Here is a 25,829-nt window from a genome sequence, read left to right on the forward strand (position 1 = left end):
CTGTTCTCGAAAAGCGAGATGTTAAATTTTACAGGACATAATATTGAAAAGAATAATTATTGCGACTGCGGTTACGCTCATTTCTGGCTGCCATCAACAGCCCATGCAACCTGAACCGGCGCAGAAACCGTGCAATGGAATAACGAATAAGCCTTTCCCTGCCATGCCCGTAAAGGCACAGGCGCTGGGCATTGAGGGTAACGTTGTTGTCTCTTTTTCTGTGGGCGACGATGGTCATCCACACGATATACGTATTGTCTCTGCACAGCCTGAAGGGGTGTTTGAACGCGAAACGGTGCGTGCCGTGCAAATATGGTGTTTATCACCGAATAAAAGCCGTCAAACAGAAACGGTCACTTTCACAGTAAATAAGCCCCGATAGTCCGGGGCTTATCTTTCCTCGCAGGCACGCTAACGCACCACCAGCACCGGGCATTTTGCGTGGCGCACGACGACCGCAGCGTTAGAGCCTAACAGATAGGTCGAAATATCAGGTCGATGAGACGCAATAATTATCAGGTCTGCATTGATACTCTCAGCCAGTTTCAGGATCTGATCTTTAGGCGTGCCAGAAATGGCGTGGGTCTGAATGCGGTCGGCCGGTAAATTGAACTGCGTAACGATCTCATTCAATTTCGCCAGCGCCTCCTGCTGCATTTCTTCCAGTTTTGGCATCTCAACGGAATAGGCCAGACCAAGAGAGGAATAGTAGGGGAAAGAAGGAACGACAGTCAGAAAATGCACTTTGCCGTTACTGATTGCTGCGTTCGCCTGAACATAGGGAATCACCTGTTCGGTCAGGCGACGCTCTGAAATATCGACAGGAACGAGAATTGACGCAAACATGCCACACCTCCTGTTTGTTTTTTATCCACTTTAAGTGTAGTTCCGAGGGAGAACAGGGGACTGTATTTACCGCCAAAGTGGGACGTAAGGCGGATTTTTGGGGCAGGAGACGCCCCGGTTAAGGAGCGTCTGTGGCGGGATTATTTCTGTATCAAATAACGAATGGTTGGCCCATCCTGTTGAATGTCCAGCACGGTGTAACCGTGGTTTTTAGCATCCAGAGGAATATTGTTGATAGACTGCGGGCAGTCGCTCACCACCTCCAGAATTTCCCCTTTCCTGAGCTGAGGCAGGGCTTCCAGCGTAGCGACAGCGGGATAAGGGCAGGGTTCTCCCACCATATCCAGACGATAGTCAGGCACGATCTCTTTCATGCGGCATTCTCCTGCGTTTCATTTTTGACAGCGGCACGGCGGAAGAATCGTTTCTCCTGCGCAATCACCAGTAAAAAAGCGGCCAGCAGCAGGGCGTACGTCACCAACAGGCCACCGAGTGGGCCGAACGTGCTGAGCAGGTTGACCTTATCCCAGTTCGTCGCGAGGACAGGAGAAAGGGAATCCCAGTAGTACGCGAGGAGAGTTGACCCGAGCACGTTCCCCAGACCAACCCACCAGTAATGCACCTGACCTTCAACGGCGCGGTACATCCAGCCGGTTTCACAACCGCCAGCCAGCACAATCCCGAAGCCAAACAGCAGGCCGCCAATCACCGCATTCGGGCCAGCCCACATGATTTTCGGTTCAACACCTAACTGAACATAGCTGAAGATGCCGATAGCACTCACCGCCATTCCGGCAATAATCGCTTTTGCCATCATTGTTCGCCCGGTGATCCACATATCGCGAAACGCTGAAGTAAAGCAGATCTGCGCGCGTTCAATAAGCAAACCAAAGCCCACGCCAAACAGCATTGCCAGACCCAGTTTAGGTTGATTGAGCGCTGTACACAGTGCCCATGCCACCATGGCGAAAAAGACCAGCATCCCCAGGCGGAAACGACGGTGTGCCTGAGCCGGTTTTTGCGTCAGCGGCGATGCGGCGCTGACCTTGACCATCCTGACGGGAATACGGAATAGCGGCAAAAGGGTAAATTTTGCGCCAAAGTAAGAACCGATGGCGGTAGCGACGGCAAAGAACCAGGCATGTAGCGAAAACTGTGGGATACCGGTAAAGAAGGCGGCAAGGTTACAGCCCATCGCCAGGCGCGCACCGAAACCGGCAATCATGCCGCCGATGACCGCCTGTACGATACGGATCCGACTTTTTGGCATTCTCAGCTTAACGTTGTTTGCCCACAGCGCGGCGGCAAAACAGCCGCCGAACATGCCGATGATCATCATCCCGTCGATGCGGGTCAGCGGAGTGCCTTCCAGATGAATGAGCTTAAAGTAACCCCACTCTTCAGCATGCACGCCCGCAAGCTGCAGCAGCTGTCCACCCCAACGGGTAAACTCGCCGGTTACAGCCCAGAACGTACCGGTAATGCCGAAGTAGTAAGTAGACAGGATCCCCGCTGCGATAACCGCGGGTACAGGTGACCAGAACTTAACCAGGTAAGTCTGTTTGAAGTATTGCCATGACATGAGTAAGCCTCTGAACTCAGAAGGTATATTTGGATTTAACGGGCTGGAATATATAACTTTTTTTCTTTCTCCAAAACCTCTCCAAAACTTTTCTCAAAAATACCTACCTTTTTTATGACCTCCGTCATCAAATCTTCCTGATATCTCCTGGCAATCACTCACCCGGCTGCAAAATATTCACTCTTTTCGCGGCTCCTCACGCAGAATACGCGAGCGGCAGACATCCAGAATTTCGTCAGCGAGCGCAGAATTATCCGGGCAGGCACGGGACAACACCAGAGCCCCGACAAGATGTGCAAAGGTGTCTATCAGGTCAGCACGTGAGACATTTTCGTCACTTAACATTGCCAGCTGACGTTCAACCCCGGCTGCAAATGTCTCTTTGATGGACTCGGACTGACGGGCGGTGTCGGTGCCCAGGGCTGACATCACACAACCCCTGGCCATATCATCGCGATGCTGTCGGGAGAGGTAATATTCAATGAATTTTTCTCGGTCAACACCCGCCAGGTTTTCCGCGGCGTGTACAAAACCACAGTTCATGGCTTCTGACATCAGGTCAGCCTTTGAACCAAAGTGCTTATAAAACCCGCCGTGGGTTAAACCCGCCGCAGACATCAGCTCCGCCACGCCCACGCCGTCATAGCCGCGCTCACGAAAAAGTTCTGATGCCGTTTCAACAATGCGCATCCGGTTTTCCCGAACCTGCTCTTTTGACACTTTCATGCTTTCCCGCCCCCATACAAAACAAGGCTCAATTATACATTGATGATGATCATAATCAAACCAGTTGACTTTATAGATTATGATCATCATCATTAAATCCATGTTCCCGACGGCGCTTCGCAGAGGTATGCGCGCTCCGTCAGTCTGACTGAGATCAGCAAAGAGAGCCGGACATATCCCCGGATTTACCTGCATCGAACAGTGCAGATTCTGTTCAACATTTAATAAAGAAGATCACATATGACGAAAACTTCAGTTCTCATTACAGGTGCATCGACGGGTATTGGTGCTGTTTATGCGCAAAGATTTGCGAGCCGTGGACATGACCTGGTTCTGGTTGCCCGCGATAAAACAAAATTAGACGCGCTCGCCGAGCGTCTGCGACAGGAGAAGGGCGTTTCTGTTGATGTTCTGCCAGCCGACCTCACTCAGGCAGCGGATTTAGCGACGGTGGAAGCTCGTCTTCGTGAAGACGAAAAAATAGGGGTGCTGATTAACAACGCGGGCATGGCACAGTCGGGCAATTTTGCCGGCCAGACGCCTGAGGCAATTGAGCGTCTTATCGCCCTGAACGTCACTGCGCTGACGAGGCTTGCTCGTGCCGCGGCGCCACGGTTTGTCAAAACCGGAGAAGGCGCAATCGTCAATATCAGCTCCGTCGTTGGGCTCGCCCCGGAATTTGCCATGACGGTTTACGGTGCAACCAAAGCCTTTGTGCTTTTCCTGTCGCAGGGATTGCATCTTGAGCTGTCCTCCGCGGGCGTTTACGTCCAGGTGGTACTTCCGGCTGGCACTTACACCGAAATCTGGGAACGTGCAGGTATTGATATCAGTAAGGCGCCCGAGATGATGGAAGTGGGTCAGTTAGTTGACGCAGCCCTGGCCGGCTTTGATCGTCGCGAACTCGTCACCATCCCTCCTTTACAAAATGCTGCCCACTGGGATGACCTGGAGACGGCGCGTCAGGCTCTGCTGGCGGATATCAATCAGGCTAAAGCGGCAGAACGGTACACAGTGTAGCCACGGGGATTCGGCATAACCCTATGCCGCGTTGTTTCCCTGCAGCGTGTTGTTGCGCTGCAGGGTGAGCAGGACTCCATCAAGAGAGCGTAGTGAGAATGACAAAAAAACGTGTAGCACTGGTGACCGGAGCTTCTTCGGGGATCGGTGAGGCGTCGGCTAAAAAACTGCTGGCCGCGGGGTATACGGTCTATGGCACCAGCCGGCGCGCTGTGCAGGCAGGCACACATCCCTTTGCGTTATTAACGCTTGATGTGACGGACGATGCGTCCGTGAGCGCCGCCATTGAGGCGTTACTGCACCTGGAAGGGCGGATAGATTTGCTGGTGAATAATGCGGGCTTTGGGGTTGCTCCTGCGGCCGCGGAAGAAAGTTCGATTGATCAGGCCAGGCGTATTTTCGACACCAACTTTCTTGGCCTGGTCAGAATGACGCGGGCAGTGATCCCGCACATGCGCCGTCAGGGCAGTGGGCGCATCATCAACATTGGTTCGATATTAGGGATTGTCCCGCTACCTTACGTGGCACTGTATGCAGCCAGTAAGCATGCGGTTGAAGGGTATACGGGCGCGCTGGACCATGAACTGCGCACACAGGGTATCAGGGTTTCCGTGATCGAGCCGGCCTATACAAAGACACAGTTCGACGTAAACAATATAGAACCTGACGCGAAGCTAGAAGAATATGAACCGCTCCGGGCTAAGCTGAACAACGTCGTCAGCAAGGCAATGGACGAGGCGGAACGTCCGGAAGTGGTGGCTGATGTGGTGGTAAAGGCTGCCCAGGCTTTACGGCCTAAGGTGCGTTATACGGCGGGCACGCTGGCGGGGAAACTGAATTTCATTCGCCGCTTTGCGCCTGCTTCACTTCTGGACAAGGTGGTACGCAACAGTCTTCAGCTCGACGCGAAAGAATAAGAATATGAAATTTTCTCAACTGGCTATTCTGACTGCCGGGTTGTTTTTCATCCTGGCGGCGATATGGATGTTCTGCCCGCAACTGCTGTTAACGCAGTGGGGAATCACGCCAACACCGGGAACTGATGTGCTCGGCCATCGCTCTGCCGCCCTGTACGCGGGCCTGGGGGTGATGTGTTTATTCGCCAGGCACGCAGAGCCCTCGCTGGCCCGCTATGCCCTGGCAGCAGGGATCGGTACGTTATGTTTGATTTTAGCCGTGTCCGGCGTTGTTGAGTGGTATGCAGGACACGTTAATGGGCAGATCGTTATTGCAGTATTTATCGAGCTATTCCTGGGTATCGCTTTTTTACTCAGCAACAGCGTTGGTAAGAAACACGCCACCGGCAAACCCGGCAGAGTAAAAGACAAATGAATAAGAAGACGATGAAAGCATTTACGTTCAAACGCTATGGTAAATCCCCTGAACTGGGATTCGACGACGTCGATTTTCCCTCCCCTGGTGATGATGAAATTCTGGTCAAAGTGTATGCAGTAGGTCTGAACCCGATCGATAACATGATCCCGACCGGCATGTTCAAACGTGTTCTGCATTTCAGTCTCCCCGCGACGTTGGGCAGTGACGTGTCCGGCGTTGTCGTTGCCACAGGACGTCGCGTGACGCGTTTCAAAGCAGGCGATGAGGTGTTTGCCAGTATTTTTGACAGGGGAACGGGTTCGCTTGCTGAATTTGTGCGGGTGCCAGAAAACCTTGCAGCGTTAAAACCCGCCACTCTGGATTTCGTACAGGCAGCGTCGCTTCCGATGGTCGGTCTCACCTCCTGGCAAGCGCTGACGGAACGCGCGAAGCTGCGAGCGGGGCAGAAAGTATTTATCCCGGCCGGCTCCGGTGGAATTGGCAGTTTTGCTATCCAACTGGCAAAACACCTTGGCGCAACGGTAGGGACGACAACCAGCACCGCCAACATTGACTGGGTGAGCCGCCTTGGTGCAGATGAGGTGGTTGACTATAAAAAGCAGGAATTCGAAAAAGTGCTGAGCGGCTACGATATTGTCCTCGGGACTATCAGAGGTGACGCGATTGAGAAATCCACCCAAATCCTTAAACCGGGAGGGAAGATAGTTTCCCTGATCGGGCCGTTAGATACGGCTTTCGCACGGGAAAGACACCTCAATGTTTTCCTGCGTTTTGTATTAGGACTGTTGAGCCGCAAAATCATGCGACTGTCCAAAAAACGAGGTTTAACCTATTCGTTTCTCTTTGTCCGCCCTGATGGCAGCCAGCTTAGCCAAATCGCTGAACTCATGGACGCTCAACGCATCAAGCCTGTTATCGACAACGTTTTCCCCTTTGACGAAACTGGCGACGCCTTCGCCTATCTGGCTCGCGGGCATGCAAAGGGGAAAGTGGTGGTTAAAATTCATGAGTGATAGCAACGAAGGCTTGCCTCTGCGCTAAGCATAAATGACCAGGGTTATCGCCTCAGGGAAGAGGTATAGTCACTATCACCGTTCGTATCAGTTATAGCCTTCCGTCTTCATCGCATAATGCGGCCAGATATCAGGATCGTGCCCGGGAATAATTTCCGCATTATGCATCTGGGTAACCACTCTTAGTTTTGCCACCGATCGTGCCACCTCACTGGCCGATGTCATCAAGCCAGGCAGGGCTTTATCCTGAAAATGGTCAAGCGTATAGGCAGCATCTATCGCCAGGGTGAACGATTTTCCACTCGGCAGGGAGACGACAAAAGATTGATGACCCGGGGAGTGGCCTGGCGTGTAAATGATTTTCAGAACGCCGTCGCGATACAGATCAAAACCGTCATCGGCATCTCCTGCCAGAAACTGCCATTTGAGACCTTCGCGATGAAAATCTTTCCGACAGTAGGCCCCGGCGGTAAACCAGTCCGGTGAAAAGGCATAGTCGTACTCAGCACGCTGCACAAGATGAGTGGCTTCAGGAAAGCGGCCAATCGCACCGGTATGGTCAGAATGGAGGTGGGAGAGTAAAACATAACGCACCGATTCTGGCCTTATTCCGAGCTTCGCCAGTTGTCTTCTACAGCCCTGGTTTGTATCCATGATGGGGTGATACTGGTCAACAGTCGGTCCCCAGTAGGCGCGGGGATCCTTCAGCCCTTCCACCGCAAGACCACCGTCAATAACAACATTCCCCTGCGGATGCGTCAGTAAAAACCAGGGGACAGGTATAATGTAGTCGGAGCCTTCACCCTGATTCATCCTGATATCGTGATATTTACAACGCTGATAGCCCGACTGGAACATATAAAGCCTGATATCTGACATGCTTCTTTTCCCGTAAAAAATGAAATCTTCTGTACGCCATAGCTAGAACAGCCGTGGACGCACAGATTTTCATTAACAGAAGGGCCTGGCAGTAGAGGGGCGGGACCACTTTCATTTATCGGTTTTACCAATATAATCGGCGAATGGATTTACTTACGGCAATGCGTATTTTCATTCGGGTGGTTGAGCGCGGAAGCATGTCTGCCGCTGCGCGCGATCTCGGCATCGGACAGCCGGCGGTCAGTGAAAGGATAGAGCGTCTGGAAGCTCATCTTAATACCCGCCTGCTGCGACGTCACACGCGCCGAATGTCTCTCACCAATAGCGGGACGCTGTTCTATGAACGGAGCAAAAGCGCCGTTGCAGCGGCTGACCATGCGCTGGCAATCGCGGATAATGGTGAGGCAATTAATGGAACCCTGCGCATTGCCGCACCCTATGGTGCCGGGGAAGAGTTACTTATGCCCGCCCTGCTTAAACTGCAATTGGCCTATCCGGGCATAAACATAGATCTGGTGCTCAGTGACAGAGTGACGGACCCGGTCACCGAAGGTGTGGATATCTCGCTACGTCTTGGTGAGGCGGGGGAAGGATATTATGTTGCCCGCCCGTTGGGGAAAATAGAGCGGTTGCTGGTGGCCTCTCCCGAATATTTGCAGCGTTATGATATGCCCCGTACACCGGGCGAGCTCGCCCGACATGCGTTTGCTCGTGTTTCGGGCCTGTTTATGAATAACCATGTGACGCTGATCGCGCCTGACAACGCGTTACTCACCGTCCCTGTGAGAATAACATTCACTTCCAGCCACTGGCGGCCGTTACGTACTGTGCTTCTGGCAGGAAGGGCAATCGGGGTAGTGCAGTCTCCGGTTTGCCTACAGGAGATTGCCGACGGGCATCTCGTACCTGTGTTACCCGACTACATTGTTCCTTCATTCCCTGCATATCTACTTTATCCCCCGACTAATATCATCTCCGCTGAAACACGAGCATGTGTCGCTTTCCTTGAGAACGAACTTCGCACAAGCCTTACGCGCTCGGTAACAAAAGGGCAGCCATAGTTCTCAAACTGGAATACGAGGCTGTTAAATGAAGGTTGAACAAAATTTCTTGCCTGCCTGAGGTACACCCCGGTTAATGGCTTGCCCAGTCGAGCATGCGTCATTCGCTGCTACGGCGCGGCAACTCTCCGGAAGCTAAATATTCTGCGCGGGTTTGAAACTACTGCAGTGACGTCTTCCCCCACTGCCTGACGTGTTCAATCAGAGCCCGCAGCTTGGGGGCCATATTTCGACGTTGCGGGAAGTACAGATAAAACCCAGGAAAAGGCGGAAGAAAATCATCCAGTAATGAAACAAGCTGTCCTTTTTCAATAAATGGCCTGAATGTTTCATAGGTTGCAAAGGTAATTCCTCCCCCCGCAAGCGCGAGCCTGAGCATGAGACGGAGATCGTTGGTGGTGATATGCGGTTCAACCGCCACGTCGAAAGGTATTCCCGCTTCCTCAAATTCCCAGCGATAGGGCGCGACGTCTGGCGATGGGCGCCAGCCGATACAGCGATGGCGGATAAGCTCTCGCGGATGGCGCGGTGCGCTGTGGGCCGCCAGATACGTTGGTGATGCCACCACCACTTCCCGTTGCTGTCCCGTCAGAGGGACAGCAATCATGTCTTTTTCGATCACGTCACCGAGCCTTACGCCGGCATCATAGCCCGCTGCCACAATATCAAATTCGTCATCCGACACGACGATATCGATGGTGACTGCAGGGTTAGCGGCTGCAAAGGACGCGAGCAGAGGGCCTGAAAGAAATTCTTCTGCAATTGAGGTGACAGCAATTTTCAGATGCCCTCGCGGCCCGTTGTCAGAGAGAACCTCTTCGCACGCCGCGTCAATCGTTGATAGCGGTACGGACAACGATTTTCGCAGCCGTTCTCCCGCTTCAGTCAGGTTTACCGAACGCGTGGTGCGCATGACAAGCAGGGTCCCGAACGTATCCTCCAGGCGTCTGATCCCCTGGCTGACCGCCGATCGCGTCACGCCAAGACGTTCGGCGGCAGCGCTGAAGCTACGTTCCTCCGCGACAGCCAGAAACAGAGGTAAAAGATTAAGGTCAATTTTCATTGTTTAGGTTTGCTAACCAGTGTGTACACCAGTGGCAGGATACACGAAACAATACCCTCGTTCTATTATCCCTCTGAACTCAACTGAAGGAGTAAATCATGGATAAAGTCATCTTGATCACCGGTGCATCCAGCGGTATCGGAGAGGGTATTGCACGAGAGCTTGGCAATGCAGGCGCGAAGTTATTACTTGGGGCACGCAGGAAAGATCGTATAGAAGCTATCGCTGCAGAAATCCGCAGTACAGGCGGGCATGCTGAAGCCTGCGAGCTGGATGTCACAAATCGCCAGTCGATGTCTGATTTCGTGCAGGCGGCACTGACTACGTGGGGGCGTATTGACGTTCTGATCAACAACGCGGGAATAATGCCCCTTTCTCCGCTGGCAGCGGGTAGATATGATGAATGGGAACGTACCATTGATGTGAATATCAAGGGCGTACTATGGGGGATTGGCGCCGTGCTTCCCACCATGGAAGCGCAGGGCTCCGGTCAGATAATCAATATTGGCTCTATCGGTGCTCTTTCTGTGGTGCCGACAGCCGCCGTCTATTGCGCCACAAAGTTCGCCGTTCGGGCGATTTCAGATGGCTTGCGACAGGAAAGCGCCAGCATCCGTGTCACCTGCGTCAACCCCGGTGTGGTGGAAAGCGAACTTGCCTCGACCATTACTCATCCGGAAACGCAGGCGGCAATGGAGGTATACCGTTCCATTGCACTCCAGCCGGCTGATATTGCCCGCGCTGTTCGGCAAGTGATTGAAGCACCAGAAAATGTTGATACAACAGAAATCACGATTCGACCTACCGCGTCTGCGAACTGAACTGGCTAACGCATATTCACCACGAAAGCTGCCTGTAAGGCAGCTTTTTTTTGTCGCGTCACAGGGTGCAGGGTGAAAATTGTATGTGTATTGAAAAGGTCATAACGCGGGCCAGACAACCGGTTTGGCCCGCATGACAAACTTACCACTGCTGCTCTGTGGGCATGATGAACAATTCTGCCACGTCGACATGGTCCGGCGCGCGCAGCACATAAAGGATGGAATCAGCAATATCCTCTGACTTCAGGAACGTCATGTGTTCCTTCAGGTTTTCCATCTGTGCACGGTAGTTTTCGTCAGTAATGTGCTCGAATAATTCACTTTCAACCGCGCCTGGCTGAAGTGAGGTTACGCGAATATTGTATTGAGACGAAAGCTCCATGCGTAATACATCTGAAAATGCGGCTACCGCATGTTTCGTCGCGCAATATACCCCGAGTCCAGCGAACGTTTTTCTGCCCGCAATCGAGGACGTATTGATGATATGCCCTGACTTTTGCGCTTGCATCACAGGGAGTACCGCGGCAACCGTGTTCATTAAGCCCTTAATATTGACATCAACCATACGATGCCACTCCTCCAGTTTGAGACTGGCGATGTCTGAAATGGGCATGAGTCCGGCATTGTTGAAGGCGATATCAATGTGGCCATAGGCGTCGTGCAGTTTCTTCACGCCGTCGAAGACTGACGCCTGGTCAGTCACATCCATTTCCAGCGCAATGGCTTCTCCGCCGAAGGCCTTGATTTCTGACACCAGCGCCTGGAGACGATCCCGGCGGCGGGCCGCGAGTCCCACTTTGACCCCCTCTCTCGCCAATTTAATGGCGGTGGCCGCGCCGATTCCGCTTGATGCACCGGTCACGATGGCTGATTTACCGTTGAGTTCCATGATTGATCCTCTTATGCGTTTGTTTCAGCGCTTCAGCAAAGAACATCTGAAGTTCGGGTCAATCATGTCTGCAAAAGGCACTCTCTTCGCGCGGTGGTTTGCTCACACTGTCGGTGTTTTGCTACGCATATTTTCGTGGCGATATTGGGAGGGCGAAATACCGGTGTGCTTGCGGAATATGGCAGCAAAATGGCTGGGGCTGTTGTAGCCCACGGTCAGGGCAATGCTGATCATCGAATCCTCTGTCTCGGACAACAGGCGGCGCGCCGCTTCCATTCGCAAGCGGATAAAATAATGGGAAGGCGAAAGCCCGGTAGACTGTTTAAAGACCCGGCTGAAATGGAATTCACTAAGCTCGGCAAGGCCAGCCAGACGTGCTAAGTCGAAGGGGAGAGCCAGCTCTTCATGCATCGCCTTAAACACCCGGTGTAATTTATATGCCTGCAACCCGCCGTGGTGTCGCTTTGCCGATGTCCGGTAAGCACGGGAGAGATGTACGGCAAGGGCTTGAGCGATACCCTGGATGTAAGGTCCACTGGGTGGGTGTTGAAAATAAAGCTCTGCGCGCATAAGTTCCAGCAGGGCTGACAGTGTTTCATCGCGTTCGCCCGACACTTCCCGCAGCTCAATGTCCTGCATTATGGACACACCAATATAGACGTGCATAACGATGAAAGGGCAGTCTGGCTCGGCTTGCCATCTCATCTCTGTCGGAGAGGTGTCGGTCGTGAGAAAAAAATCACCTTCGGCAACGTGGTTTTCTGACCACTCTCCGCCCAGAGGCCGTTCTTCAACGACGGCCCGCCCAGAGAGTATCCAGACAATAAAAGGCTCTGGCACGGCCGGGATAATAACGTTGTCCTGCCTCTGCCGACGCGCCAGAATTTGAATGAAGACATCCCGGGAAGATTGTGCCCGATGTTCCTTGAGCAATTCGCCCGGAATGTACGCTTCGAATGATTCAGCGGAAGTACGTTGAGCCATATTCGTCAATAACGTCTCTTAAGCCAGTTTCACAAGGTTTAGCGCGGGAAGGGGACCACCCGGGAATTGTTGCAGATATCCCCCCATCTCAAGACTCCCTAAGTCTATACTGGCGAAGCCCATTCGGGTGGCTAATTCCTCAACGTCCGCTTTTGCATCAGCGTGGTCGCCGGACATAAAGACCACGCGGCGCCCGCCAGATTGGGACGGGTCTTGCGCAAGAACGTTTGCCAGAAGCGTGTTGAAGGCTTTGACGACCCGGGCTCCCGCTGCCCATTCTGAAACGCGCTGGGATGAGTTTTTACCCCCCAGATCTGCAAGGGTGTAGCCCGGCAAAAGTACCGGGTTAGTCGCGTCAATCAGAATACGACCCTCCCAGTTCACCCCACTTAATGCGGCCTCGGTTCTGTTCCAGTTGGTACTTATAAAAACGATTTCGGCTTCGGCAGCCTGTTGTACCGTTCCGGCGCGAGCTCTGTCGCCTAATGCCTCAATCACTTCAGCCAGGCTGTCCGGGCCACGACTGTTACTGAGGATGACATTCACGCCTGCGTTGACCAGCTGGTGGGCAAAAGCTTGTCCGATGGCGCCTGCACCAATAATGCCGACAGTATTTGTTTTCATAGTTTGTTTCCTTAAATGAACAGATGCGTTGATGTGTTTGGCGACGTTGCTTGAGAACATGAAAGGAGAATAGTGCTCACCGATCTATCTGTGTAGCCTATATAATTAGATGGTATACATCTAAAGGGGCGATACATGCTGGATGGTATGTCGATTGATCAACTGCGTACTTTCATTGCTGCGGTTGATGAAGGCAGTTTCTCGGCCGCAGGTCGCAAACTTCGCCGGGCGCAGTCCGTCGTTAGCGCTACGCTGGCAAATCTGGAATCTCAGGTAGGTTTTCCTTTATTTGAGCGAACGGGACGTTACCCGAAACTGACGGAGGCGGGGGCAGCCTTACTGGAGGCCGCACGCCATACGCTTGCCGGAATGGACGCGTTTAAGGCTAAGGCGCGTATCCTGGCAGAAGGCCTGGAACCCGAACTCGCCGTGTCTGTGGATGTGATGTTTCCGATAGAGATCCTGACCGCAGTCGTGAAGGAATTTCATCTGGCCTTTCCCGGCACACCGTTGCGTCTTTATGTTGAGGCGCTGGGCGCGGTACTTCAGCCATTGCTGGCCGGCAACTGTCGGGTCGCGATTATCGGCTCGCTACCGGATGTTCCGACCGGGTGTGCCTCTGAGTTCCTGCTCAGTGTTCCTGCCGTGGCTGTGGTCTCACCCGATCATCCTTTGGCTAAAATGGCTGGCCCAATTCTTCGGCCGGTTATGGAGAACGCTGTGCAGCTTGTATTGGCTGACCGCTCATCACTCACGGCGGGTCGCAACTTTGGTGTGATGTCGGCTAAGACGTGGCGTTTGGGTGACATGGGGGCAAAACATGCATTCTTGCGTGCGGGCCTCGGTTGGGGTTATATGCCTTTGCCTATGGTTGAGGACGATCTTGCTAATGGCAGACTGGTTATCCTGAACCTGGAGATGCAGCCCGATGTTGGCCCTGGTTTTTCCATGCATGCGGTACATATGACGCAATATCCTCCAGGGCCAGCCGGACGCTGGTTTATTAATAAACTTAAAACGCAATAAACCAGGTTATCTGGCGGTCAGAGCACCAGATAACCGATATCCTGCATCAGAATGTATAAAATGCCCCGACGGTAAAGAGAAGATATTCATCCTTTTGCACAATGGGGCTGCTGCTTACACGCTCTGCAAGCGTGATATACCCTAAATCCGCATAGCCGGACCAGTTATCATTAAATGTGTGTTGCCAGTTAATATCGTAATTCACACTGTTTAATCCGCTACCCGCGTTGAAAGGCCTATATCCGGAATGGGTACTTTGATTTTCATTCACCCCAAACCAGGTATTATTATACCGTGCGTCGCCGTATTTTCTTTCGGTACTGATTAGCAGATTATCTGTGTCGTTAGCAAAAAGAACGACATTAAGTTTAATTTTATATTGCATTCCCTGGCTTTCAGTCAGCGGTGCCGTAATATTTCCCTCAAAGCCTATCCAGGGTGCCATCCACCATCCTGCCGTGGTGGTGGTATTCATTACGGTATTAATCTTACCCATATCTTTAAGTTTATCAGAGCCTTCCTGAAGCCAGGCGTTTCCGCTATCCGTGCGGCCAAGGGAATACCCCAGAGCTTGCCCCAGGTAAACGCCATTACTGAACTGATGGGAATAGACGATACCTTTGTCAGTATTGACGGACCAGTCATCGTAAGTCCATCCGAAATACGGCAGCGTATTGACATCATATTTATTCGAGCCGGTATATTCAGGCGCATATTGTGAACCCACGCCAATCGTGACATAAGATGCTTTTTTATCTGATGATGCCTGTGAAGCGAACGATGCTGCGATGAGTGTTACTAAGGCGATTTTTATTTCCTTCATAAAACTTCCTGAATGAATTATGCTTATATCTATGAATTGCGGAGTATGCGGGCGGTCAATCAATATTCCTGCAAGATTTAATCAAGATTCCATCAAGGTGCGAATGTGAAACGTGTTTTAATTATTGAAGACGATTTGGATGCCGCGAATGTGCTTGAGGCTTACCTTAAGCGCGATCAGTTTCAGACCTCTTCGGCCAGCAGCGGTAACCGGGGGCTCGAACTGGCATTCAACTGGAAGCCCGACATTATTTTACTGGATGTGATGTTGCCCGGCATGAGCGGGAACGATGTTCTGCTGGCCCTGCGCCGGCGCAGTGATATTCCCGTGATTATGATCACCGCCATCCGCGACGGCAGCGACAAAATCAGTGCCCTGCGATTTGGCGCGGATGACTATGTGGTGAAGCCCTATAACCCGGGTGAGGTGGTCGCCAGAGTCCATGCTGTACTCCGTCGTTATTCTGGCGAGCGCAGCAGCACGCTTATTGAGTACCGGGGACTGCAGGCAGATACAGAGTCCATGACGGTAAGCGTTGAGAGCGAGAACGGGCAACGGACAGCGCTGGATTTAACGCCGACGGAACTGCTGCTGCTGATGACATTTCTTAAGTCACCGAATAAGGCTTTCACCCGTCAGGCGCTTCTTGAAGCGTGTCTCCCAGAAAGTGAAGCCCTGGAGCGCGTTGTGGACACGCATATCTATAACTTGCGAAAAAAACTCGAGTCAGTGGGGCAGACTGATTTGCTGATAAACGTAAGAGGGATCGGTTACCGATTTGCAAATGCATGAAAAAGTTTACGTTATCTCCACGAGGCGAACCAAGTACGCTGTGGAACTGGATATGCAAGCGGCTGATATCTCTGGCAGTCGGAAGTATTATTCTTATCGCCTTTTTTATGTGGGTGCGATTTTTTGTTGAAAACAAATGGCACGCCTACCGGATGCCAGAGGCCGTCAGGGCTGAACTCTCAGTTCTGAGCAAGCACCCTGAACAGAACATCAACCGCTATCATGAAATTATCGACACCTGGTATGGGCTGTCCTACTCAGATCCGACGATGGGGATTAAGGACTGGGTGATTCTTGGCATCCTGGTTCTGATATTCATACCGATTATTTTTATGCTTACGCTGAAAACAGCGCGACCCATTTCCCATCATATTAGCCGGCTTGCCGGTGCGGCACGGTCTGTTGCTGAAGGCGGGTTTGGGACCCGCGTGCCCGTGCCGGACAATCTGCCGCTTGAATTGCGTAGCCTCAGCGAGAACTTTAACGGGATGTCGATGCAGCTGGAACGCTACGAGAAAGATTTGAAAAAATCGCATGTGATCATGGCACATGAATTGCGCTCGCCGCTGACGGCTGCCATCGGTCGCCTGCAGGGCATTATGGACGGCGTATTTGAACCCAGTCAGGCCCAGTTGAACATGATTATGCAGCAGATGAATGATTTAAACAGACTGGTTGACGATCTGCATCTGTTAAAACTGGCTGATGCCAACCAGCTGAATTTGAGCCTGGTATCAACCAGCCTGGACCAGATAATCCGTGAGAAAGTGGCATGGACGATGCCTTCAGCCCAAAGGGTTGGAGTGAACATTATCTACCATGAGGGGGAATCTGTGACCTGTCGGGTTGATCCGTACCGGATAGGCCAGGTCTTTTTGATCCTGATGGACAATGCTCTGCGTTACGCTGCGGAAGGGGGCATCCTGGATATTCGTTATCATGTCAGCGATAAAAAGGTATCCGTTATTTTCCGCGACAACGGTCCGGCAGTCCCGGACGCACTGCTTGAAAGCATATTTTCACCGTTTGTGCGTGAGGAGCAGTCCCGTTCACGACATACCGGTGGGTCCGGGCTTGGGCTCTCTATTGCCCGAGCGATATGCGAGGCGCATCGCGGTACTATCTTTGCAGAACGGAATGCCAGCGGAGGGCTATCGTTCACGATGACGATACCGCTAAGCGAAAAGGAACAGCATTGACGGTTCCTTAACAAAGGGTGAACTGAATCTTGTAAAAATTGAGTTTAAATACATGGTAAACGGGGGTTTACCATGTCACCTGAATTACTTCTCTCACTGCTTTCTGCCTTTCGTAAAATGGTACGATGTGGATGTTTTTTACTGTACATCGCACCGGTGATTGTCATATTTCAGGTTATCATTATTGTTTTATTGGATGCGCCGAAAGGAGATAAATAATTGTTAAGGGCAGGGCGGCGAATACAGTTCAAAGAACCAGTGATTTACCTGTAGGCCGGGTTTCGGCCCAAAGCAGTTTATAGTCCCATTTTTTATCATACAATCCGATTGAAAATTGCATTGCCTTATTTTCATTGCGACACACTTCTCGTGCATCAACAATATTTTTCCACATGAGCAGACTTCCTGGGCTGAATGCGGTGATCGACGGATCAATCCCTCCGTTAGGAACATCAAAATACAGGCTTTTTTCACTACGGGCACACAGTACGAGATCTATCGCAACGGGAGCACCTTCAAAGAAAAGTACATTGCCGGTGACCATATGTGGCAGGGCGGTTAACAGTTCAGTGATGTTTTTCCTGTTATAGCATCTGACGCTGTCAGCAAAACGCAGCCTGAAAAGATGCACGTAAATATCAGCAATATCCGCCGGTGACATCTCTCTGAGCGGTATGCATTCTCCGCCCGCAGCCAGCATTTTTTTTAGCTCGCCGTTTCTTTTTTTCACCGTTTTACCTGAGAAAGACGTTTTAATCAGGCAAACCTTACGTTTTTCACGAAAAGCATAGGTGGCATTTATTATATTCCCACGCAGCGATGAAGACAGCCGGTTTGTTTTTACTGGCAGAACGATTTTTTGATCGGCAGCCATGGGGATAATAATTTCATCATAAGATACCGGGTAATCGCGCCAGACATTCAGGCCGAAGGTATTTTCATCACTGGTAAAGTACGCTGCGGTGACCTCGCCATCGCGTCGGTAATGCCAGAATGCGAATTCTTTTTCCTTCTTCTGCATAAAGAAATTGATAATGTCGGGGTGAGTATTAACACTGCCGCCGTACTTATAATAAGCCGCCTGGTAATGCGTGAAGTGTGAACGTTCCCATCCAAAAAGCGAATGTCTGAAGCCCATTATTGTTTCTCCTTGCAATCTCATCAGAGGGCGCTGTCAGCGCCGGGCAGTTCTGTCTGAACAGGCTGATTATCCCGACCGTTAATCAATAAACGGTCAAGGCAAAATCAAGATTGCTGCAATCTTCGTTGGCGGAGTTAATTTTGCCTGTCTCAGGAAATATCTGCTTACATTCCAGCTAACGCTATGCTCTTTACATTGACACTAGTGTCAATGTTGTAGAGTGCATCTATGACGAGGAGAAAGGTATGCGACCATCTGAACTGGCGGCGCTCACTGGCGTCAGCACCCGAGTGCTAAGACATTATGAAGCTAAAGGACTGATTGTTTCTCAGCGGTTGGACAACGGTTATCGGAATTACGACGCGAAAGACGTCGAGAAAGTGAGATGGATAATCTCGCTTTTAAAATGTGGGTTCAGTACCCGACAGATTGCAGAGCTGGAAAAGTTTTCTCAGGTAAGCGACATGGATGATGCGCGTTTTATCCAGTGTCTGGCGCAGCACAGAGAAAAACTTCGGGCACTGGACACGCTTATCGAATTACTTAATGAACGCAGAAATACACTTGCCACGCGTATTCACGCCTACGAGTGATCGCTCTGTCTGAGCAGTAATAACAGGAAATATCATCATGAAACAGTTAGACAATAAAGTCGCGTTAATTACCGGAGGCAGTAGCGGTATCGGGCTGGCCACGGCTAAACGGTTTAGTGAAGAAGGTGCAAAGGTGATTATCACTGGCAGGAATGCAGAAACCCTGCAGCAGGCGATGAATGAGCTCGGTGACGATAATGCACTGTCAATAAAACATGATATCGGTGACATACGAAGCCATGAAAACCTGTTTCGCATTATTAACGAAAAGTACGGCAAGCTGGATGTGATGTTTGCAAATGCCGGCGTTATTGTGCTTTCCGATTTCCCGGCCTCCACCGAAGATGATTTTAATACGCAGTTTGATATCAACGTAAAAGGGACGTTTTTCGCCGTGCAACAGGCCCTCCCGTTAATGTCCGACGGTGGCTCGATAATATTAACGTCCTCCATTGCGCATTATAAAGGGTTCGATGGACACAATATCTATGCCGCCTCAAAAGCCGCGCTGCGATCTTTTGCCCGCAGCTGGACGACCGACCTTAAAGGCCGTGGGATCCGCGTGAATTGTCTGAGCCCAGGACCCGTCGCCACACCGATTATCAGTAAAATGGGCGTTTCCCAGAGCGATCGCGAGGTTTTTGACGCCAGCATCGCAAGTCGTATTCCGTTAGGTCGATTAGGCAAGCCTGACGAGGTTGCCGCGGCAGCGCTGTTTCTTGCATCGGATGAAAGCAGTTTTATTTCGGGTATCGACCTGTCTGTCGATGGCGGGATGGGGCAAATTTAGCGGCGCGCGCAGCGCTGATAAAAAAACATCAAATTTGATTAAAGCACATCAATTTTGCTAGAGCAGGCGGGTTTGACTTTCACTACTCTTGGTGCGGTAACGACATTTTCATCATCCGCTGTTAACAGGTATCGCTATGAAAAAACGTATTATTATTGCCGGTTCGGGTTTTGCAGGTATGTGGGCCGCCATTTCAGCAGCAAGGCTGGTACATATGGAAAAGGCAAATGATCGGATTGAGATTTTTTTGGTTTCTCCGGAACCCGCATTAACCATTCGTCCAAGATTGTATGAAGCCGTACTGGAAAATATGGCACCCTCTATTCTGCATGTTCTTGAGGCTGCGGGTGTGCACTATATTGCCGGTTATGTCACCGATATTGATGCAGAAAATAAAACTATCTCGGTAAAAAAAGAGAGTGGCGAAACCTCAGTTAATTTTGACAGTTTTGTGCTGGCCACCGGAAGCCAGGCATTTCACCCTGAACTGCCGGGGATCACGGAATACAGTTTTGACGTGAACTCATTGAATGCTGCTCATGAACTGGAGCAACACCTCATGTCGTTAGCTTCAGAGCCTGATTCTGCCGCACGAAATACTGTTGTTGTCGCCGGTGGGGGCCTGACCGGGCTTGAGACCGCTACTGAAATGCCGGAACGCCTCAGAGACCTCTTGGGTTCGGAGCACCATTTGCAGGTTATTATTGTGGATAGTTCGAACAAAATTGGTCAGGCGATGGGCGAGGATGCCTGTGAGATCATCAATCAGGCGCTGGCCAGTAATGGCGTGACTGTTCGAACGGGCGTCAGAGTGTGCGCAATCAATGCTGAGGGGGTAATGCTTTCGGACGATGAATTTATCCCCAGCAAAACGGTGATATGGACGGCGGGAATGCGGGCCAGCGCGTTAGCCGGGCTCATCCCGGGCGACCACGATAATCTGGGCCGTGTTATTGGGGATGCGTATCTGCGGGCACCTGCCGCCAGGGGTATCTTCGTTACCGGCGATACCGTAAAAGTCCCTACGGATGATGAAGGTAATTATAACGTCATGTCCTGCCAGCATGCGATGAGCCTGGGGCGCGTCGCCGGTCATAACGCGGCAGCAGAAATACTGGGATTACCGCTGCATCCTTACAGCCAGCCAAAATATGTTACCTGTCTTGATCTGGGCAAATGGGGGGCGGTCTACACGGAAGGCTGGGATCATCAGGTTATGTACCAGGGCATGGAAGCGAAAAAAATAAAGCAGGAAATTAATACTCAGTGGATTTATCCGCCAGAACCCGACAGAGAGAAAATGTTTTCTGTTGCTAACCCTGATTATATTATTGTTCCGTAACAGGGTATCTCTATTGATGCTGCCTGACGGCTGGCAGCATCAACGCGTGTTCTTTTTTTCACGCCATTGACCGGGGGTCAAGCCTGTTATTTTTCTGAAGGCCTGGGTAAATGCATTTTGCGAGCCATAGCCGCTTTCAATGGCAATTTCTGTAATCAGTTTATCGGTGTGTTGTAACTCGTGGAAAGCGCGTTCCATTACGCGCTGCTTAAGCCACCCGTACGGGGTTAAGCCGGTACTGTTTTTAAAGGCACGGCAGAAATGAGCTGAGGAAACTCCCAGCTCAAAAGCCAGTGATTTAATTGTGACATCACCTATGGGGCTGTTATCCAGTTTTTCCAGCGCCATTTTTAATGCGCGCGAAGACAATACTCCTTGCGACTGACCTGCGGCTGTCAGCGTGTTGGGGTGGTTTTTTATTAACTGTAATATTAATGACAGTGTTAAGTGCTCGCAGAGCAGTTGGTTAATTTTGTTATTGTCCGAAATGATTTCCGCAACGGCCAGCGTAATTTTTGATGCCGTCTCATCAAAATGCGCTGTGCGTAAGAGTAACTCAGCAGTGGGTATCTCCATTTGATTCAGAAGATCGGCGAAAATATTATCAGGAATATATAAATGCATAACATCTACAAGACCAGCAATATCCCAGCGAGACGTACTTCCCTGAGGAATTGTCGTGATGGCGCCTTTCCGGATCGTGTTTTTAACGATTTTATTTTCTGTTTTTCGCTCAACACGCTGCATATGTCCAACGTGAGCAATAATCACATGTTGATCGAGTGGCGGGATAGTTTCATGCAATGGCCCATGCGGCCAGTGATAACAGCGAATTTGCAGCGCATCTCCACTGTCTATGCCTAATTCAGGTCGGTTCTTTAATACCTGAGCCATTTTATGAACGGCATCGTCAAGAGGAATGTCATGATTTTTCATGAGTATACCTGTTAATAACAGTGGGCATCATAAGAGTATAGCGATGTTTTAACCCTGTTTCATTGTGTTCTGTTTGCATGTTTATTTTTGATGATGGGAAATAACAGAGGGGAAAAAGTCATTTCTACGGTGTGTATACCCTTAAATCGATTAATTATGTTGTCTGGAGGAAATATGGCGATATCTAAGAATGATGCAGCGTCGTTAGCACCTGTTAATGGTACCTCGCATGTGGAAGCCGTTTATGAAAAGGTGCCATCACGTTATGCACTACAGGTCGGTAAGATTGATGTTCTGGTGATCAGTGACGGCGTGTTGTCATTACCTGGACCCATGTTGGGTCATAACGCGGAGGCCTCCGAACGTACCCACTGGTTTGAAGATAAGTTTCTGCCTGCCGATTTTCTCGACTGGGCATTAAATGTGGTTCTCGTGCATAGCGGTGACCGGACGATCCTGGTTGATGCAGGGATGGGGGAGGCTTTCCCTGATTTACCCCGCGCCGGTCGAACGGTTAACCGCCTGGCGTCAGCGGGGATAGATCTTGCCAGCGTCACGGATGTGATTATCACGCATTTGCATATGGATCACGTTGGTGGGCTGCTTATTGAGGGTGTGAAAGCGCGCATGCGGTCAGACCTTCGCATTCATGTCGCTGCTGCTGAGGTGGAATTTTGGCGTGACCCCGATTTTTCACAGGTTTCCATGCCGCCTGGTTTCCCGGAAGCATTGCGCCAAACCGCTACCCAATTTTTGCAAGCGTACCAGACTCAACTGCACACATTCGAAGAGGAATACGAGGTTGCTCCCGGCGTGCGTGTCGTTCGTACAGGCGGGCATACTCCCGGACACAGCGTGGTAAGGCTGGCCTCTGAGGGGGAACGACTCACCTTTGCCGGCGATGCTATTTTCCAGGTTGGGTTTGAACATCCTGACTGGTTCAATGGTTTCGACCATTATCCCGAAGAAGCGGCACAGATTCGCATTCGTCTGCTGCAGGAACTGGCAGATAACAGGGAGTCATTGATCGCTACTCATCTCTCATTCCCGTCTGTCTGTCATGTTGCTGTCGACGGCGATACGTTCCGTTGCATTCCGGGTCCCTGGGATTATTAAGAATACCGCTGACGTCATTTTCACGGATACCGGCAGGAACATAAGAGGCATTACTTATACGGCCATCCCTCAAGCGAGGGATGGCGTTCAGGGGGGAGAGAGATGTTTACTTCGCCGCTTCCTCAATAAGTGTGGCAACGTCCTGCGGATGAGAAACCATCACGACATGGGATGCGCCCTTGATCACCACGGTATGTTTTGATCCCGCGCGTTCAGCCATGAATCGCAAACCCTGGGCGGGGATATTCTTGTCGCCGTCACCGTAAATAAAGTAAGAGGGCAGTTTTTTCCAGGCAGGCGCCCCTGACTTTTCAGTTAAAGCCGCTTCGGTAATCGGTCTTTGCCCTGCGGCCATCAGCGCCGCCTCTTTAGCTGAAACGTCATGTGCGAATTGCTGGTGGAACTTCGCCTGGTCGATGGAGAGATCGACGCTACCATCAGCCAGCTTCACCGGTGCGGCGAGCGCCTGGCCAAGCGTGCCGCCAGGGAATTTTCCGGCCAGGTCGGCCGCCGCTTCACCGGCATCCGGAGCAAATGCGGCGACATACACCAGCGATTTCACATTGTTTGTATCACGGGCCGCGTTCGTAATGACCTGGCCACCATAGGAATGGCCAACAAGGACGACCGGCCCCTTAATATTGTTCACCACGGAAGAGACGTAAGCCGCATCAGTCGAAACACTGCGCAGCGGATTCGCCGCAGCGACGACGTTATACCCGTCCTTTTGCATGATTTGGGTAACGCCATTCCAGCTAGAAGAGTCGGCAAAGGCACCATGAACCAGGACAACAGTCGGCTTAGCGGTTGCTGCGATAGCACTGGCAGACAGCAAAACGGTGGCAACGGCAAGGGAGGCAGCAAATTTGGACATGATCGTTCCTCTTTTCAATTCAGTTTAAAGGCTATGCGTATGATGGTTGCGGCCTGTCTGGAACAGGCCACCTTGTTAGCTGCGAATAAAGGCCAGTACGTCAGCGTTAAAGCGATCGGCTTCTGTCTCCGCCAGTCCATGTGAACCGCCGGCATATATCGTCAGCGTCGCATTCGCGACGATCTCAGCGGCGCGGTGTGCGGATGCCTTAATGGGGACAATCTGGTCGTCGTCGCCATGAATAATCAGGGTAGGGCGATCAATCTGTTGCAGGTCGTGTGTGTAATCGACTTCAGAGAACTCATGGATGCAGTCATATTGCCCCTTAATACCGCCCTGCAGGCCGATTCTGCGGAAGTTTTCCCGCAACCCGTCATTGGTGGGGACATGGTCACGGTTGAAGCCATAGAACGGAACCGTCAGGTCGAAGTAAAACTGTGAGCGGTTTTTGGCCGTGCCTTCGCGGATGGCATCAAACACCTCCATCGGGGTGCCGTCAGGATTGGCATCCGTCCGGAGCATCAGAGGAGGGACAGCGCCGACCAGAACGACTTTAGCCACACGTGAGGTACCATGACGACCGATATAATGTGCAACTTCGCCGCCCCCTGTTGAGTGACCCACTAAAATCAGATCCTTCAGATCCAGCGCCTCAATCAGCTCAGCGAGATCGTCCGCATACTGATCCATATTGTTGCCGTGGAAAGTCTGGTCCGAACGCCCGTGGCTGCGACGGTCGTGTGCGATGACCCGGAAACCCTTCTGGCTGAAAAACAGCATCTGCTGATCCCAGGCATCAGACGATAACGGCCATCCATGAGCGAAGAGGATAGGCTGACCTGAACCCCAGTCTTTGTAGAAAATGCCTGTTCCGTCTGTGGTGGTGAAAGTTGTCATTTCGTTCTCCTGTCATGTGTTGTGCTATTAGTTTGTGTACGATATGTTTGTGTGCAAATGAATATGGCAGCCCTTTTTGCCTTTGTCAATCGCTTGCAATTAAATCGTATGCAAATTATTTTAGGGGGACTGGAGGACATATGACTAAACACACTACTTCCGAGGATTCCCTGCCCGATGTGCACGGTATGCTCTGTTTCTCTCTTTACTCAGCGGGACATGCTTTTACCCAGCTCTATCGTCCCATGCTCGATAAGCTTGGCCTGACCTATCCCCAGTATCTGGTAATGGTCACCTTGTGGAATCAGGATGGGCGAACAGTGAAGGAACTGAGTGGAATTCTTTTTCTTGAGTCCAGCACGCTGACCCCTTTACTGAAGCGGCTGGAGACTGCGGGGTTGATCACCCGGACACGCAATCCGAAGGATGAGCGCGAAGTGCTTATCCACCTAACGGAGAAGGGTGAGGCGCTGAAAAGCGAGACCAGCACTATCACGCGCTGTATTGTGGATACCCTTGGGATGGACGCCGACATCATTGCTGACATCAAAGCATCAGTTGATAAGATCCGTGACAAGATCCACCGTGCGCAAAAACCGGACGCCGATGACCTATCCTGATTGAGAGGCGGGCAGGGACATTCTGTCCATTCGTCCGCTCCATGAAACACTGAATTTACTGGAGGGCTGTTTTTCGCATTGAGGAATCTCATTATGATGAGTGCTGATGCTTACCAGGGGATACCGCATGCGCATTGACAATCTACAGTATTTTTTTGACCCACTTTGCGGCTGGTGCTATGCCAGCTCGCCTGCCCTGAACTACCTGGCGCAACATTACAGCGAAAAACTCACGTTAATGCCCAGTGGTCTATTTTGTGATGAGGGAGCCAGGGACATCACCGCCCAATGGGCAGAATATGCGTGGACAAACGATCAGCGGATTGCTTCGCTGACCGGCCAGCCATTCAGTGAGCGTTATCACCAGCTCCTGAACTCAGGTGCGCGCTTTGATTCGACGTTTATGAACCGGGCACTCACGGCTTTCCATGAAATCAGCCCGGCGGCAGAAGCAGGGCTGCTTCGTGCACTGCAACATGCCCGCTATGTACTGGGGCGTGATACCGCGCAAAGTAACGTAGTGGAAGAGGTCGGCATTGCCTGGGCTCGGGAAAATCACCTTGACCTTAACCCTAACGACTTTGTCGGGCGGCTTGATGCCGATGACGGGCTTCGCAGCCTGACAGACGACAGGATCGCTGACGTAAAGCGTCTTATGAATCAAAAAGGTTTCAGAGGGGTTCCACTGCTGTTGGTTACGGTTGACAGCACTGAGCACATTATTAGCGGCCACGATCTTTACGGCGGAGCAAAAAGCATCAGCGAGGCGCTGGCAAAGCTTGCATAGCCCACATCGAGGTTTCCGGTTTTACACCCCGGTGCTTCGTTTACCAGTGG

Annotated in this window: 30 protein-coding genes; 16 read left to right on the plus strand and 14 right to left on the minus strand. The window is 51.4% G+C overall.

Going from position 1 to position 25,829, the window contains the following annotated elements; all coding sequences use genetic code 11:
• Positions 1 to 43 precede the first annotated feature (43 nt).
• Complete coding sequence (locus L466_RS0122485; protein WP_080471939.1) at positions 44 to 382, plus strand: energy transducer TonB; 339 nt, start codon at positions 44 to 46, stop codon at positions 380 to 382.
• Between the two features lie 29 nt (positions 383 to 411).
• On the opposite strand, the gene uspF is transcribed toward L466_RS0122485, so the two are convergent.
• From uspF to L466_RS0122490, 4 genes are all read right to left on the minus strand, one after another.
• Entirely contained in the window at positions 412 to 846 is a 435-nt protein-coding gene (uspF, locus tag L466_RS11140) for a universal stress protein UspF (protein ID WP_014170429.1), read from the minus strand.
• A 140-nt stretch (positions 847 to 986) separates the two neighbouring features.
• Positions 987 to 1,220: a sulfurtransferase-like selenium metabolism protein YedF gene (gene yedF / locus L466_RS11135; protein WP_014170428.1), complete on the minus strand. Its 234-nt coding sequence runs from the start codon at positions 1,218 to 1,220 to the stop codon at positions 987 to 989.
• Complete coding sequence (yedE, locus tag L466_RS11130; protein WP_032680851.1) at positions 1,217 to 2,428, minus strand: selenium metabolism membrane protein YedE/FdhT; 1,212 nt, start codon at positions 2,426 to 2,428, stop codon at positions 1,217 to 1,219. The genes yedF and yedE overlap by 4 nt, the downstream gene beginning before the upstream one ends.
• A gap of 177 nt (positions 2,429 to 2,605) precedes the next feature.
• Positions 2,606 to 3,154 carry a TetR/AcrR family transcriptional regulator gene (locus L466_RS0122490; protein ID WP_032681991.1) on the minus strand — a complete coding sequence of 183 codons (549 nt, stop codon included), beginning with the start codon at positions 3,152 to 3,154 and terminating at the stop codon, positions 2,606 to 2,608.
• 240 nt (positions 3,155 to 3,394) lie between these two features.
• On the opposite strand from L466_RS0122490, the gene L466_RS11125 reads away from it, so the two are divergent.
• From L466_RS11125 to L466_RS11110, 4 genes are all read left to right on the plus strand, one after another.
• Positions 3,395 to 4,174 carry an SDR family NAD(P)-dependent oxidoreductase gene (locus L466_RS11125; protein ID WP_032680852.1) on the plus strand — a complete coding sequence of 260 codons (780 nt, stop codon included), beginning with the start codon at positions 3,395 to 3,397 and terminating at the stop codon, positions 4,172 to 4,174.
• 98 nt (positions 4,175 to 4,272) lie between these two features.
• Positions 4,273 to 5,091, plus strand: a complete 819-nt coding sequence (locus L466_RS11120) for an oxidoreductase (RefSeq protein WP_032680853.1) — start codon at positions 4,273 to 4,275, stop codon at positions 5,089 to 5,091.
• A 4-nt stretch (positions 5,092 to 5,095) separates the two neighbouring features.
• Entirely contained in the window at positions 5,096 to 5,506 is a 411-nt protein-coding gene (locus L466_RS11115; RefSeq protein WP_032680854.1) for a hypothetical protein, read from the plus strand.
• Positions 5,503 to 6,522 (plus strand): NADP-dependent oxidoreductase, encoded by a 1,020-nt coding sequence (locus L466_RS11110; RefSeq protein ID WP_032680855.1) that lies wholly within the window; start codon positions 5,503 to 5,505, stop codon positions 6,520 to 6,522. The genes L466_RS11115 and L466_RS11110 overlap by 4 nt, the downstream gene beginning before the upstream one ends.
• An 87-nt stretch (positions 6,523 to 6,609) precedes the next feature.
• On the opposite strand, the gene attM is transcribed toward L466_RS11110, so the two are convergent.
• On the minus strand, positions 6,610 to 7,401 hold the full coding sequence (gene attM / locus L466_RS11105) for an AttM family quorum-quenching N-acyl homoserine lactonase (protein WP_032680856.1): 792 nt from the start codon (positions 7,399 to 7,401) through the stop codon (positions 6,610 to 6,612).
• A gap of 161 nt (positions 7,402 to 7,562) precedes the next feature.
• Here attM and L466_RS11100 point away from each other — a divergent pair, with 161 nt between their 5' ends.
• Positions 7,563 to 8,462: a LysR family transcriptional regulator gene (locus L466_RS11100; RefSeq protein ID WP_032680857.1), complete on the plus strand. Its 900-nt coding sequence runs from the start codon at positions 7,563 to 7,565 to the stop codon at positions 8,460 to 8,462.
• A gap of 160 nt (positions 8,463 to 8,622) precedes the next feature.
• Here the strand turns inward: L466_RS11100 and L466_RS11095 are convergent, their stop codons facing one another.
• Positions 8,623 to 9,525 (minus strand): LysR family transcriptional regulator, encoded by a 903-nt coding sequence (locus L466_RS11095; protein WP_032680859.1) that lies wholly within the window; start codon positions 9,523 to 9,525, stop codon positions 8,623 to 8,625.
• Between the two features lie 98 nt (positions 9,526 to 9,623).
• On the opposite strand from L466_RS11095, the gene L466_RS11090 reads away from it, so the two are divergent.
• Positions 9,624 to 10,346: an SDR family oxidoreductase gene (locus tag L466_RS11090; protein WP_032680860.1), complete on the plus strand. Its 723-nt coding sequence runs from the start codon at positions 9,624 to 9,626 to the stop codon at positions 10,344 to 10,346.
• A 142-nt stretch (positions 10,347 to 10,488) separates the two neighbouring features.
• Here the strand turns inward: L466_RS11090 and L466_RS11085 are convergent, their stop codons facing one another.
• The 3 genes from L466_RS11085 to L466_RS11075 form a co-directional block, all read right to left on the minus strand.
• On the minus strand, positions 10,489 to 11,235 hold the full coding sequence (locus tag L466_RS11085; RefSeq protein WP_020882399.1) for an SDR family oxidoreductase: 747 nt from the start codon (positions 11,233 to 11,235) through the stop codon (positions 10,489 to 10,491).
• Positions 11,236 to 11,337: 102 nt separating this feature from the next.
• The gene (locus L466_RS11080) at positions 11,338 to 12,219 is read right to left on the minus strand and encodes a helix-turn-helix domain-containing protein (RefSeq protein WP_032680862.1); all 882 of its coding nucleotides are present in this window, start codon (positions 12,217 to 12,219) and stop codon (positions 11,338 to 11,340) included.
• Positions 12,220 to 12,237: 18 nt separating this feature from the next.
• Entirely contained in the window at positions 12,238 to 12,903 is a 666-nt protein-coding gene (locus L466_RS11075) for an NADPH-dependent F420 reductase (RefSeq protein ID WP_071993103.1), read from the minus strand.
• A gap of 75 nt (positions 12,904 to 12,978) precedes the next feature.
• Here L466_RS11075 and L466_RS11070 point away from each other — a divergent pair, with 75 nt between their 5' ends.
• Positions 12,979 to 13,869 (plus strand): LysR family transcriptional regulator, encoded by an 891-nt coding sequence (locus L466_RS11070; protein ID WP_032680864.1) that lies wholly within the window; start codon positions 12,979 to 12,981, stop codon positions 13,867 to 13,869.
• Positions 13,870 to 13,915: 46 nt separating this feature from the next.
• Here the strand turns inward: L466_RS11070 and L466_RS11065 are convergent, their stop codons facing one another.
• On the minus strand, positions 13,916 to 14,692 hold the full coding sequence (locus L466_RS11065) for a MipA/OmpV family protein (protein WP_032680865.1): 777 nt from the start codon (positions 14,690 to 14,692) through the stop codon (positions 13,916 to 13,918).
• A 105-nt stretch (positions 14,693 to 14,797) separates the two neighbouring features.
• Between L466_RS11065 and L466_RS11060 the strand changes: the two genes are divergently transcribed.
• Positions 14,798 to 15,484, plus strand: coding sequence for a response regulator (locus tag L466_RS11060; protein WP_032680866.1), 687 nt, complete (start codon positions 14,798 to 14,800; stop codon positions 15,482 to 15,484).
• Positions 15,481 to 16,683, plus strand: a complete 1,203-nt coding sequence (locus tag L466_RS11055) for a sensor histidine kinase (protein ID WP_050594873.1) — start codon at positions 15,481 to 15,483, stop codon at positions 16,681 to 16,683. Before L466_RS11060 ends, L466_RS11055 begins: the two co-directional genes overlap by 4 nt.
• A gap of 247 nt (positions 16,684 to 16,930) precedes the next feature.
• Here the strand turns inward: L466_RS11055 and L466_RS11050 are convergent, their stop codons facing one another.
• Positions 16,931 to 17,821: a GNAT family protein gene (locus tag L466_RS11050; RefSeq protein WP_032680868.1), complete on the minus strand. Its 891-nt coding sequence runs from the start codon at positions 17,819 to 17,821 to the stop codon at positions 16,931 to 16,933.
• Between the two features lie 248 nt (positions 17,822 to 18,069).
• Here L466_RS11050 and L466_RS11045 point away from each other — a divergent pair, with 248 nt between their 5' ends.
• The 3 genes from L466_RS11045 to L466_RS11035 all read left to right on the plus strand — a co-directional run bounded on the left by L466_RS11045 (position 18,070) and on the right by L466_RS11035 (position 20,549).
• Positions 18,070 to 18,417 carry a MerR family transcriptional regulator gene (locus L466_RS11045; RefSeq protein ID WP_020882407.1) on the plus strand — a complete coding sequence of 116 codons (348 nt, stop codon included), beginning with the start codon at positions 18,070 to 18,072 and terminating at the stop codon, positions 18,415 to 18,417.
• A gap of 37 nt (positions 18,418 to 18,454) precedes the next feature.
• Positions 18,455 to 19,207, plus strand: a complete 753-nt coding sequence (locus L466_RS11040; protein ID WP_032680869.1) for an SDR family oxidoreductase — start codon at positions 18,455 to 18,457, stop codon at positions 19,205 to 19,207.
• A gap of 136 nt (positions 19,208 to 19,343) precedes the next feature.
• The gene (locus L466_RS11035) at positions 19,344 to 20,549 is read left to right on the plus strand and encodes an NAD(P)/FAD-dependent oxidoreductase (RefSeq protein ID WP_032680870.1); all 1,206 of its coding nucleotides are present in this window, start codon (positions 19,344 to 19,346) and stop codon (positions 20,547 to 20,549) included.
• 39 nt (positions 20,550 to 20,588) lie between these two features.
• Here L466_RS11035 and L466_RS11030 read toward each other — a convergent pair whose 3' ends face one another.
• Positions 20,589 to 21,485: an AraC family transcriptional regulator gene (locus L466_RS11030; RefSeq protein WP_032680871.1), complete on the minus strand. Its 897-nt coding sequence runs from the start codon at positions 21,483 to 21,485 to the stop codon at positions 20,589 to 20,591.
• A gap of 174 nt (positions 21,486 to 21,659) precedes the next feature.
• Here L466_RS11030 and L466_RS11025 point away from each other — a divergent pair, with 174 nt between their 5' ends.
• Entirely contained in the window at positions 21,660 to 22,601 is a 942-nt protein-coding gene (locus tag L466_RS11025; RefSeq protein ID WP_032680872.1) for an MBL fold metallo-hydrolase, read from the plus strand.
• Positions 22,602 to 22,707: 106 nt separating this feature from the next.
• Here the strand turns inward: L466_RS11025 and L466_RS11020 are convergent, their stop codons facing one another.
• Together L466_RS11020 and L466_RS11015 are read right to left on the minus strand one after the other, a co-directional pair.
• Positions 22,708 to 23,475, minus strand: a complete 768-nt coding sequence (locus L466_RS11020) for an alpha/beta fold hydrolase (RefSeq protein ID WP_032680873.1) — start codon at positions 23,473 to 23,475, stop codon at positions 22,708 to 22,710.
• 75 nt (positions 23,476 to 23,550) lie between these two features.
• A complete protein-coding gene (locus L466_RS11015; RefSeq protein ID WP_014170403.1) occupies positions 23,551 to 24,372 on the minus strand; it encodes an alpha/beta fold hydrolase in 822 nt (273 codons plus the stop codon).
• Positions 24,373 to 24,512: 140 nt separating this feature from the next.
• Between L466_RS11015 and L466_RS11010 the strand changes: the two genes are divergently transcribed.
• Positions 24,513 to 24,992 carry a MarR family winged helix-turn-helix transcriptional regulator gene (locus tag L466_RS11010; RefSeq protein WP_025203961.1) on the plus strand — a complete coding sequence of 160 codons (480 nt, stop codon included), beginning with the start codon at positions 24,513 to 24,515 and terminating at the stop codon, positions 24,990 to 24,992.
• Between the two features lie 127 nt (positions 24,993 to 25,119).
• On the plus strand, positions 25,120 to 25,779 hold the full coding sequence (locus tag L466_RS11005) for a DsbA family protein (protein ID WP_032680874.1): 660 nt from the start codon (positions 25,120 to 25,122) through the stop codon (positions 25,777 to 25,779).
• Positions 25,780 to 25,829 lie beyond the last annotated feature (50 nt).

It is taken from the genome of Enterobacter sp. BIDMC 30, assembly GCF_000534355.1.
GTDB lineage: Bacteria > Pseudomonadota > Gammaproteobacteria > Enterobacterales > Enterobacteriaceae > Enterobacter > Enterobacter ludwigii.

Coding starts and splice junctions, on each gene's coding strand:
- uspF (WP_014170429.1), bottom strand. CDS start 846: ATGTTTGCGTCAATTCTCGTTCCTGTCGATATTTCAGAGCGTCGCCTG.
- yedF (WP_014170428.1), bottom strand. CDS start 1,220: ATGAAAGAGATCGTGCCTGACTATCGTCTGGATATGGTGGGAGAACCC.
- yedE (WP_032680851.1), bottom strand. CDS start 2,428: ATGTCATGGCAATACTTCAAACAGACTTACCTGGTTAAGTTCTGGTCA.
- L466_RS0122490 (WP_032681991.1), bottom strand. CDS start 3,154: ATGAAAGTGTCAAAAGAGCAGGTTCGGGAAAACCGGATGCGCATTGTT.
- L466_RS11125 (WP_032680852.1), top strand. CDS start 3,395: ATGACGAAAACTTCAGTTCTCATTACAGGTGCATCGACGGGTATTGGT.
- L466_RS11120 (WP_032680853.1), top strand. CDS start 4,273: ATGACAAAAAAACGTGTAGCACTGGTGACCGGAGCTTCTTCGGGGATC.
- L466_RS11115 (WP_032680854.1), top strand. CDS start 5,096: ATGAAATTTTCTCAACTGGCTATTCTGACTGCCGGGTTGTTTTTCATC.
- L466_RS11110 (WP_032680855.1), top strand. CDS start 5,503: ATGAATAAGAAGACGATGAAAGCATTTACGTTCAAACGCTATGGTAAA.
- attM (WP_032680856.1), bottom strand. CDS start 7,401: ATGTCAGATATCAGGCTTTATATGTTCCAGTCGGGCTATCAGCGTTGT.
- L466_RS11100 (WP_032680857.1), top strand. CDS start 7,563: ATGCGTATTTTCATTCGGGTGGTTGAGCGCGGAAGCATGTCTGCCGCT.
- L466_RS11095 (WP_032680859.1), bottom strand. CDS start 9,525: ATGAAAATTGACCTTAATCTTTTACCTCTGTTTCTGGCTGTCGCGGAG.
- L466_RS11090 (WP_032680860.1), top strand. CDS start 9,624: ATGGATAAAGTCATCTTGATCACCGGTGCATCCAGCGGTATCGGAGAG.
- L466_RS11085 (WP_020882399.1), bottom strand. CDS start 11,235: ATGGAACTCAACGGTAAATCAGCCATCGTGACCGGTGCATCAAGCGGA.
- L466_RS11080 (WP_032680862.1), bottom strand. CDS start 12,219: ATGGCTCAACGTACTTCCGCTGAATCATTCGAAGCGTACATTCCGGGC.
- L466_RS11075 (WP_071993103.1), bottom strand. CDS start 12,903: ATGTTCTCAAGCAACGTCGCCAAACACATCAACGCATCTGTTCATTTA.
- L466_RS11070 (WP_032680864.1), top strand. CDS start 12,979: ATGCTGGATGGTATGTCGATTGATCAACTGCGTACTTTCATTGCTGCG.
- L466_RS11065 (WP_032680865.1), bottom strand. CDS start 14,692: ATGAAGGAAATAAAAATCGCCTTAGTAACACTCATCGCAGCATCGTTC.
- L466_RS11055 (WP_050594873.1), top strand. CDS start 15,481: ATGAAAAAGTTTACGTTATCTCCACGAGGCGAACCAAGTACGCTGTGG.
- L466_RS11050 (WP_032680868.1), bottom strand. CDS start 17,821: ATGGGCTTCAGACATTCGCTTTTTGGATGGGAACGTTCACACTTCACG.
- L466_RS11045 (WP_020882407.1), top strand. CDS start 18,070: ATGCGACCATCTGAACTGGCGGCGCTCACTGGCGTCAGCACCCGAGTG.
- L466_RS11040 (WP_032680869.1), top strand. CDS start 18,455: ATGAAACAGTTAGACAATAAAGTCGCGTTAATTACCGGAGGCAGTAGC.
- L466_RS11035 (WP_032680870.1), top strand. CDS start 19,344: ATGAAAAAACGTATTATTATTGCCGGTTCGGGTTTTGCAGGTATGTGG.
- L466_RS11030 (WP_032680871.1), bottom strand. CDS start 21,485: ATGAAAAATCATGACATTCCTCTTGACGATGCCGTTCATAAAATGGCT.
- L466_RS11025 (WP_032680872.1), top strand. CDS start 21,660: ATGGCGATATCTAAGAATGATGCAGCGTCGTTAGCACCTGTTAATGGT.
- L466_RS11020 (WP_032680873.1), bottom strand. CDS start 23,475: ATGTCCAAATTTGCTGCCTCCCTTGCCGTTGCCACCGTTTTGCTGTCT.
- L466_RS11015 (WP_014170403.1), bottom strand. CDS start 24,372: ATGACAACTTTCACCACCACAGACGGAACAGGCATTTTCTACAAAGAC.
- L466_RS11010 (WP_025203961.1), top strand. CDS start 24,513: ATGACTAAACACACTACTTCCGAGGATTCCCTGCCCGATGTGCACGGT.
- L466_RS11005 (WP_032680874.1), top strand. CDS start 25,120: ATGCGCATTGACAATCTACAGTATTTTTTTGACCCACTTTGCGGCTGG.